The organism is Pseudomonas brassicae, assembly GCF_010671725.1.
GTDB classification, from domain to species: domain Bacteria; phylum Pseudomonadota; class Gammaproteobacteria; order Pseudomonadales; family Pseudomonadaceae; genus Aquipseudomonas; species Aquipseudomonas brassicae.
Genome location: NZ_JAAHBU010000154.1, coordinates 1 through 7419 on the forward strand (window position 1 = coordinate 1; position 7419 = coordinate 7419).

The 7419-nt window shown below is 64.6% G+C and carries 6 protein-coding genes and 3 pseudogenes; 2 read left to right on the forward strand and 7 right to left on the reverse strand.

Going from position 1 to position 7419, the window contains the following annotated elements; all coding sequences use genetic code 11:
• Window positions 1-99: pseudogene (locus G3436_RS12320) on the reverse strand (homoprotocatechuate degradation operon regulator HpaR); the annotation flags it as partial.
• A 169-nt stretch (window positions 100-268) separates the two neighbouring features.
• Here G3436_RS12320 and G3436_RS12325 point away from each other — a divergent pair.
• A complete protein-coding gene (locus tag G3436_RS12325) occupies window positions 269-1567 on the forward strand; it encodes an NAD(P)/FAD-dependent oxidoreductase (protein WP_163945241.1) in 1299 nt (432 codons plus the stop codon).
• Between the two features lie 37 nt (window positions 1568-1604).
• Window positions 1605-1969, forward strand: a pseudogene (locus G3436_RS12330) (cupin domain-containing protein).
• 94 nt (window positions 1970-2063) lie between these two features.
• Here G3436_RS12330 and G3436_RS12335 read toward each other — a convergent pair.
• The 6 genes and pseudogenes from G3436_RS12335 to G3436_RS12355 form a co-directional block, all read right to left on the reverse strand.
• Window positions 2064-2657, reverse strand: a complete 594-nt coding sequence (locus G3436_RS12335) for a TetR/AcrR family transcriptional regulator (RefSeq protein WP_163945244.1) — start codon at window positions 2655-2657, stop codon at window positions 2064-2066.
• 16 nt (window positions 2658-2673) lie between these two features.
• On the reverse strand, window positions 2674-3657 hold the full coding sequence (locus tag G3436_RS12340; protein WP_243667116.1) for an MFS transporter: 984 nt from the start codon (window positions 3655-3657) through the stop codon (window positions 2674-2676).
• Complete coding sequence (locus G3436_RS27565; RefSeq protein WP_178119907.1) at window positions 3627-3893, reverse strand: MFS transporter; 267 nt, start codon at window positions 3891-3893, stop codon at window positions 3627-3629. Before G3436_RS27565 ends, G3436_RS12340 begins: the two co-directional genes overlap by 31 nt.
• 121 nt (window positions 3894-4014) lie before the next feature.
• On the reverse strand, window positions 4015-4968 hold the full coding sequence (gene feaR, locus G3436_RS12345) for a transcriptional regulator FeaR (protein ID WP_163945247.1): 954 nt from the start codon (window positions 4966-4968) through the stop codon (window positions 4015-4017).
• A gap of 117 nt (window positions 4969-5085) precedes the next feature.
• On the reverse strand, window positions 5086-5676 hold the full coding sequence (locus G3436_RS12350) for a DUF3156 family protein (protein WP_163945250.1): 591 nt from the start codon (window positions 5674-5676) through the stop codon (window positions 5086-5088).
• Window positions 5636-7137: pseudogene (locus G3436_RS12355) on the reverse strand (APC family permease). The gene G3436_RS12350 and the pseudogene G3436_RS12355 overlap by 41 nt, the downstream one beginning before the upstream one ends.
• Between the last annotated feature and the right edge of the window lie 282 nt (window positions 7138-7419).

The following is a 7419-nucleotide window of genomic DNA, read 5'->3' on the forward strand; positions in this document are numbered from 1 at the left end:
GGTCAGGCCGTGCTGGTTGAGCGCGGGGCGAAAGTACCGCATCGCCGCCTCGCGGGCTTGCAACAGGGTCAAGGTCAGTGAAGCACGGGGTCTGGACATGAAAGGCACGCTTATCAGGCTATTTTATTAACACCTTAACAAAAAAGCCGTTCGCTCACCTGACCCTGGCACCCGCGGTCAAGCCATGCGGCACACAGGATCAAGACAACCGCCCCCGCCAAGCCCCCTAATAGGCCTCAACAGCTCATCCCACTTTTCAGGCTGCGCCATGATCACGATCGAAACGCCGACCTACTACACGGCAACCAAAAAATACAACCTGAGCTTCCCGACCCTCGAGCACGACGTGGAGGCGGATGTCGTCATCATCGGCGGCGGCTTTTCCGGCATCAATACCGCACTGGAGCTGGCCGAACAGGGCATCACCAACATCGTCGTGCTCGAAGCACGCTACCTGGGCTTTGGCGGTACCGGGCGCAACGGCGGGCAGATCATGGCCGGCATCGGTCACGACCTGGAGAAGATCAAGAAGGACGTGGGCGCAGACGGCCTGCGCCAGATCTTCGAGATCAGCGACCTGGGGGCCGACATCATCAAGCAACGCATCGAGCGCTACGCCATCGATGCCGATTTCTGCCATGGCTACGGCTACATGGGTTTCAACGCCCGCCAGGAAAAGACCCTGCGCGCCTGGGAAAAGGACTTCAAGTCGGTCAACTCGCAGCACGAGATCCGCTTTCTGGGGGGCAGCGAGGTCAAGCAGATCATCGGCTCCGATGCCTACAGCAGCGCCTTGCTGCACATGGGCGGCGGGCACGTGCACTCGCTCAACCTGCTGCTGGGCGAAGCCAAGGCGGTGATGGGGCACGGCGTGCGTATCTTCGAGAACAGCCCGGCGCTGCAGGTGCAGTACGGCGAGCGCATCACCGTGCGCACAGGGCGCGGTTCGGTGCGGGCGAGCAAGCTGCTGTGGGCCTGCGACAGCTTCCTCAACCGGCTCGAACCCGAACTGCACCGCTCGACCATCAATACCTATGCCTTCCAGATGATGACCGAGCCGCTGCCGGACGCACTGATCCAGCGCATCAGCCCGATTCGCGGGGCCTACAGCGATATTCGCCCGGTGATCGACTACTACCGCGTGACCGCCGAGAACCGCTTGCTGTTCGGTGCGGCCACGCCGCTGGTGGAGCACATACCGCGTGACCTGAAGGCCTGGAACCGTCAGCTGATGCTGAAGATCTTCCCTTACCTCAAGGATGTGAAGATCGACCTGGCCTGGGGCGGCCCGATGGCCTGCAGCCCCAACCTGTTCCCGCAGCTCGGCACCCTGCCCGAGCGCAGCAATGCGTTCTACGTGCAGGGCTACTCCGGCTTCGGCGTCACGCCCAGCCACATCATCTGCAAGGTACTGGCCGAGGGCATGAGCGAGGGTTCGGCGCGCTATGACCTGGTCAGCTCGATACCGCGCCCCACCATCGTCGGCAAGGACTGCATCCGCCCGTTGCTGCTGACGGCCGGCAAATCCTGGCACCAGTTGTCGGGCTACTGGAACGGCCGGCGCTGATCCTCCCTTTTCTTCCACTGTTCAAGGAAACACTGCCATGACCCTGACTGTACTCAAGCAGCACATTCAACTCGGCGAACTCGATGCGTGGGGCACCGTTGCCGAGCTGGGCTCGGAGATTCTCGAAGGCGAGGTGCGCGCGTTCGGCAAGATGACCTACGGCGCGCGACCGATGCCATCAGCAGCGCGTATTTCGGCACCACCCAGGGCAAGTTCCGCATGGTCTACCCATTCAACGAGCAGGCCACGGTAATGACCGGCGAAGTGCGCCTGACCGATGAGAGCACCGGCCAGAGCACCGTGTACGCGGTGGGCGACAGCTGGTTCGTGACCAAGGGCACGCCGGTGGTTTGGGAGATCCTCAGCGAGAGTTTCGTGAAGCATTACCTCGCGGTGGCCTGACCGGCCCCTTCGCTGGCAAGCCAGCTCCCACAGGTACAGCGGTGATTTCAGGATCACTGCACGTCCTGTGGGAGCTGGCTTGCCAGCGAAGGCCTCACCTGGGTCCTGAGCCTGCCGCGGTCAACGAATCCCCAAACACCCGCCACATCGCCCGCAGACGCCGCGCATAGGCATCAGGCCCCGCATAGATCAGCTCTACGCTCAGGCTGTCGATCACCCCGAGGTAGGCGTCCACGTACAGCCCGTGCAGTTCAGCCGACAGCTGCGGCAGGCACCCGCGCAGGGCCTGCTCGAACACCTCGCCCAGCCGCGTCAGATACCCTTCGAACCCCGCCGAAATGATCGGGCGCAACTCGGCCGGCGGAAAGAACGCCATGCGCAGCAGAAAGCGCAGGTGCGCCGAAGCCTGGTAGCGTTCACCCAGGCAGTGGCTGTAGCGGGCACCCGGCAATGCCGCGCTGCACTGGGCGAAACAGTCCTCCACATACAACCGCTCGGCCTCCACTGCCCGTTCGAACGCCACCTCGAACAGGTCCTCCTTGCTGCTGAAATGCGCATACAGCGAGGGCTTGCGCATACCCGCCGCCGCCGCGATGTCGTTGAGCGAGGCGACGTCATAGCCGCGCTCGGCAAACTGCTCGACGGCGATGGCGCAGATCTTTTGCGCCGAAGGCGTCAGGGTTCTCATGCAGGGTTCTCCACGGTCAATGCCCGGCCAGGCTGTTCAGCTCGACCGGTGCCTGTCGGATGCAGGCGCGCACCAGCAACGCCACCAGCACACCCGACACCACCAGCAGCAGCGCCCAGTGCGCTGCGCCCAAAGGCGCCATGATGCCCGACAACGGCGTGGCAAACGACGAAATGATCAACTGGAAGGCCCCCAGCAGCGCAGCCGTCGAGCCCAGTGCGCGGCTTTGCGAGGACATCACCAGCGACATCAGGGTCGCCTCCAGGATGCCCAGGCCGAACATCGCCAGCGCCATACCGGCCACGATGCCTGCCAGCCCTGCCGCACTCGCGGCACCGCCCAGCACCACCAGTGCCCCGGTCAGCAGGCAGGCTGCGCCCCACTGCGCCAGGCGCAGCAGGCCCTTGCGCGCCACCAGCCGACCGGCCGTGATCGCGCCCAGCAGAATCGCCACGCCGGTGGCACCGAACAAGGACCCGAAGGCTTCCACCGACAGACCGAAATGGGTCTGGTACACGAACGCGGCACCGCCGATGTAGGCAAACAGAAAGAAAAACACTGCCGACAGTGCCAGCGCCGGACGCAGGAACTGGCCATCGGCACCGATGCGCAAGTAAGTGCGCAGGATCTCGCGCGGCGCCCACGGCAGGCGCTTGTCCAGCGCCAGGGTCTCCTTGAGCACCCATGCCGAGTTGAGCAACACCAGCAGGCCGAGGCCGGCCAGGGTCAGCATGATCGCGCGCCAGCCGAAATGCGCCCCGACAAAACCGCCCACCGCCGGCGCAATCACCGGCGCCAGGCCTTCGATGGTCATCAGCAGCGCGAAGATCTGCGCCGCCCGGGCCCCTTCGGCCACATCGCGCACCATGCTCATGATCACCACCAGGGTCAGCGCACTGCCCAGGCCCTGGATGAACCGCGCGGCCAGCAGGCCTTCAAGGCTACCGGCCTGGGCGGCAGCCAATGAACTCAGCACGAACACCGCCAGGCCGGCCAGCAACGGCCGCGCCGGCCCAGGGTATCGACCAGCGGCCCGAACAGCAGTTGCCCGGCGCCCATGGCCAGCAGGAATACGGTGAGCGTCAGTTGCACGCCGGCATAGGTGGTGCCGTACTCGGTGGCGATGGCCGGCATGCTGGCCAGGTACATGTCCACGGCCGAGGGGCCAAGGGCGCCGATCAACGCCAGGGCGATGGCGAACTTCACATGCGGGGGTTGCGACTGCAGGGTGTGCATACACTCGAATCCATAAGGTGACAGGGTTGGGTAACGTCTCGGCCATCAACCTACCTACCGGTAGGTTGCAATTCGAGGCGAGCCTAACCGCTGTCCCTTGCCGGGTCAAGTCAGTGGTGTGTCATGCCGGCCCTGCCAGGCTGTGGGAGCGATAGTCCTTGGGGGACTGCTCGTACTGCTTCTTGAACGAGCGGCTGAAATGCGCCGAATCGGTAAACCCCCACTTGTAGGCAATGGTGGTGATCGACTCGGTCTTGAGGATCGGATTGGCCAGGTCGTCGGCACTGCGCTGCAGCCGCGCGCGCTGGATGTAGCGGCATACGCTGTCGCCCTGCTCCTCGAACAGCCGGTAGAGGTGGCGCACCGAGATGTTCAGCCGACTGGCCAGGTTGACCGGGCTGAGCCCGGGCTGGCCGAGCGATTCGTCGATGACCTTCTGCACATAGCTGCGCAGGTTGGCGCCCTGCAAGGCCTCGGGCGACAAGGTTGGCGTGTCGCTGCCTTCAAGGGCCGAGCCGAGCAGCGACAGCAATGCACTGTGCAAGGCCTCGCCCTCGGCGGCTTCGCCCTGCCCTGGTGCGCTGTCCTTGCACAGCTGGTCCATCAGTACATGCAGCATGCGCCCGCACGCCCGAGTGCGCGAAATCTTGCCGAAGGTGCGCGCATCGCCGCCCAACTGCTTGCACACCGCTGCGCGCGACAACGACAGCGAGGCATGTTCGATCAGGCCGAAGGGCACGATCTCGCACGCCCCCACTGCATCCATCAGCAGCATTTCGCCAGGCGCCAACTGCACGCTGACGCCCTGCTGGGTCACCTGGGAAAAGCCGGTGCGCTGGCTCACCAGAAAGCAGTACTGATCGTTGTCGCGGTCCGGCTTGATGCCGTCACGGCGAATGAGCCCGGCATTGGTGCGCAAGCTGGCCAGTGGCAAGCCACCGCGCGAGCCGAGGGAAATTTCGCCGATGAACAGCGAGGGGTTGTAGGCCAGCTCGGTCTCGAACCGCCCGCAAATGTGCTGCATCTGGGTGTTCCAGCGGTCCAGCGCGGTGCTGGCAAGCTGATGGATACTCATGGGTACCTCCACAGTGGCATCTTGTTTTTGTTGGGCAATAGTTAACATGTTAGCTATGTGCGCGCAACGCGTACGTGATCACCACGGTGGAAGCAGTATTGGTGCCAGCTTGCCTGCTCAGAGCCCTTCGATCAGGCGCGACAAGCCTGCCAGCGCGGTCAGCAGCAGGTCACGTTGGCGAGCGTCCAGGCTGATGTAGCGTCTGAAGGCCGGCAGGCGGTTGACCACTTCGGCGCCGCCCATGTGTTCCAGGGTCAGGCTCCAACTGCCGTGCGCCAGTACCAGGCGCAGGCGCTTGAAATCCAGCGGCATCAGGGCCTGCTGCACCGCAAGGTCCTGCGCCAGGCGTTGCTGCAGTTGCACTCGCAACGCGGGGTCGCCACTGCGAAGGCGCCAGTGCAGGCCAGTGCGGCGCAGCACACCGGTATGCTGCAGCTCCAGCCTGGCACTGCCCTGTGCCAGGGCGGGCCGCTGCAACTGGAACTCACACAGCACCAGGTGCATCAACAGCTGCGATTCGGTGCGCTCGTGCACCTCGAAGCACAGGTTGGCGTCGGCCAAGGCGAAACGTGCGCGCCCCGAATCGAGCAGTTCACAGTCGGCCAGGCCGAGGTTACGCCGCAGGTGGGCCAGGGTCACGCCCGGCCGATAGCCTGTCGGTGTCCGTTCAAACAGCCTTTGCCACCGTGTGATCAGGGTATGTGCCATGCTCGACTCCTGGTTCGTGAGCGAATTCCCGCGCCAGCACTTCTTCCACCGACGCGGGCTTGAAGGGGTTGACCTTCTGCACCAGCAAGGTCCAGAACAGCGCATACAGCGCCGTGCCGCCGAGCATCCAGGCGAACGGCACATACACATCGGCCGGGTTCATTCCTGGCGGCGTGATGAACCACATGCCCAGCCCGATGCCCAGGCTCGACAGCAATTGCGGCAGCGGGAACAACGGCGAGCGGTAGGCGCGTGGCAGGTCGGGGCGGCGGATGCGCAGGATCACCACCGACAGCGTCACCAGCAGGTAGGCGGTGCTCCACGCGCACACGGCGGCCAGTACCAGGTGCATGATGGTGTCGGTGTTGCCGCCCAGCCACCAGGCGTGCAGGCACGGGATCAGCATTGCCAGCAGAATGCACAGCAGCGGCGTCTTGAAGCGCGGGTGCAGGTAGGTGAAGACCCTGGGCAACGCACCGTCCACCGCCATGCCGTAGAGGATGCGCGGCACCCCGGCCATCAAGGTATTGATGGTGGCGCACCGGCAAACAGAAAGCCGACGCCCAGCCACAGCGGGCCGATATCGCCCATCACCTGCTCGGCGAATTTCGGGATGGCCATCGGTGTGTCCAGCAGGTGCAGGCCGCTGGCCGCGTCGAGTACCACGTTGTCGACCTGGCGTTTCATTGCGGCGCCGTAGATGAACATGCACGAGGCCACGCCGAACAGCCCGAGGGCCATTGCCTTGGGCATGGTGCGCGCCGACTGGCGCAGGTCGGGGGCCAGTGGCGTGACGAACTCGCAGCCGACAAACATGAACATCGCCATGCCCACCAGCGACAGCACCGTGATCAGGTCGGTGCCCACCAGCGATTCGCCGAACCAGCCGTCCAGTTGCACGGCGGGTGCGGCGACCAGGCCGAGCACGCCGAACACCATCAGGGTGGTCCACATGCCGAAGGTGAGGATGATCTCGGCCTTGCCGAAGGCGCTGACGCCGAAGGCATTGAGGATACCGAACACGATCACGAAGCCGACGCCCAGCAGCCAGGAGCCGCCGGCGGATTCGGCCAGGGTATTGAGGTGTTCGAAGTTCACCAGCGCCATCACCCCGGCCAGGATGGTTTCCGCGGTGCCGGCGAACACATGCACGATCAGATAGGCCGAGAGTGTGCCGGTGATAGCGAAGAAGCGGCCCATGCCGCAATTGATGTAGTCGTAGACCGAGCCGGTGGTGGGCAGGATAGCGGCGGCTTCGGCGAAAGTGGTCGATTGCGCGAGCATCATCACCACGGCGATCAGCATGGCCATGGCGAAAGCGCTGCCGCCGATGCCGAAGCCCATGGTGGCGGTGAGGATCACCGGGCTGGCCATGATCAGGCCGATGGTACTGGCCAGCGCGGTGGGAAAGCCGACCGTGCCGCGATGCAGGTGCGCGCTGAGGGTGTCGTTGAGCGACATGCTGAGGGTCCTCGGATGCAGAGTGGGGGTGAGTGCACTGTGCGCGGCAGGCGCGTGAACGTCTTGCCCGTGGCTGCCGGGGGTTTTGTTGCAGGCTGCCAGGGTGTTTGAAAGTGCCCGCCAGGGGGAGACCTGACACCCCCCCAAGGCTGCCAACGCCGATCCATCAGGCCATGGCACGTTGCAACAAATGTCGGGAGCTGCGGTGCGACGACTCGACTTGCCAGCGAAGCGCCGCGCGGCGCGCTCGATCTTGAGAGCGCTGGTGAATTCAAGACATGC

Bases quoted from the DNA above. Each gene is read 5' to 3' on its own strand.
- G3436_RS27565 (WP_178119907.1), bottom strand. From the start codon at position 3,893: ATGCACACCCTGCAGTCGCAACCCCCGCATGTGAAGTTCGCCATCGCC.
- G3436_RS12335 (WP_163945244.1), bottom strand. From the start codon at position 2,657: ATGAGAACCCTGACGCCTTCGGCGCAAAAGATCTGCGCCATCGCCGTC.
- G3436_RS12325 (WP_163945241.1), top strand. From the start codon at position 269: ATGATCACGATCGAAACGCCGACCTACTACACGGCAACCAAAAAATAC.
- feaR (WP_163945247.1), bottom strand. From the start codon at position 4,968: ATGAGTATCCATCAGCTTGCCAGCACCGCGCTGGACCGCTGGAACACC.
- G3436_RS12350 (WP_163945250.1), bottom strand. From the start codon at position 5,676: ATGGCACATACCCTGATCACACGGTGGCAAAGGCTGTTTGAACGGACA.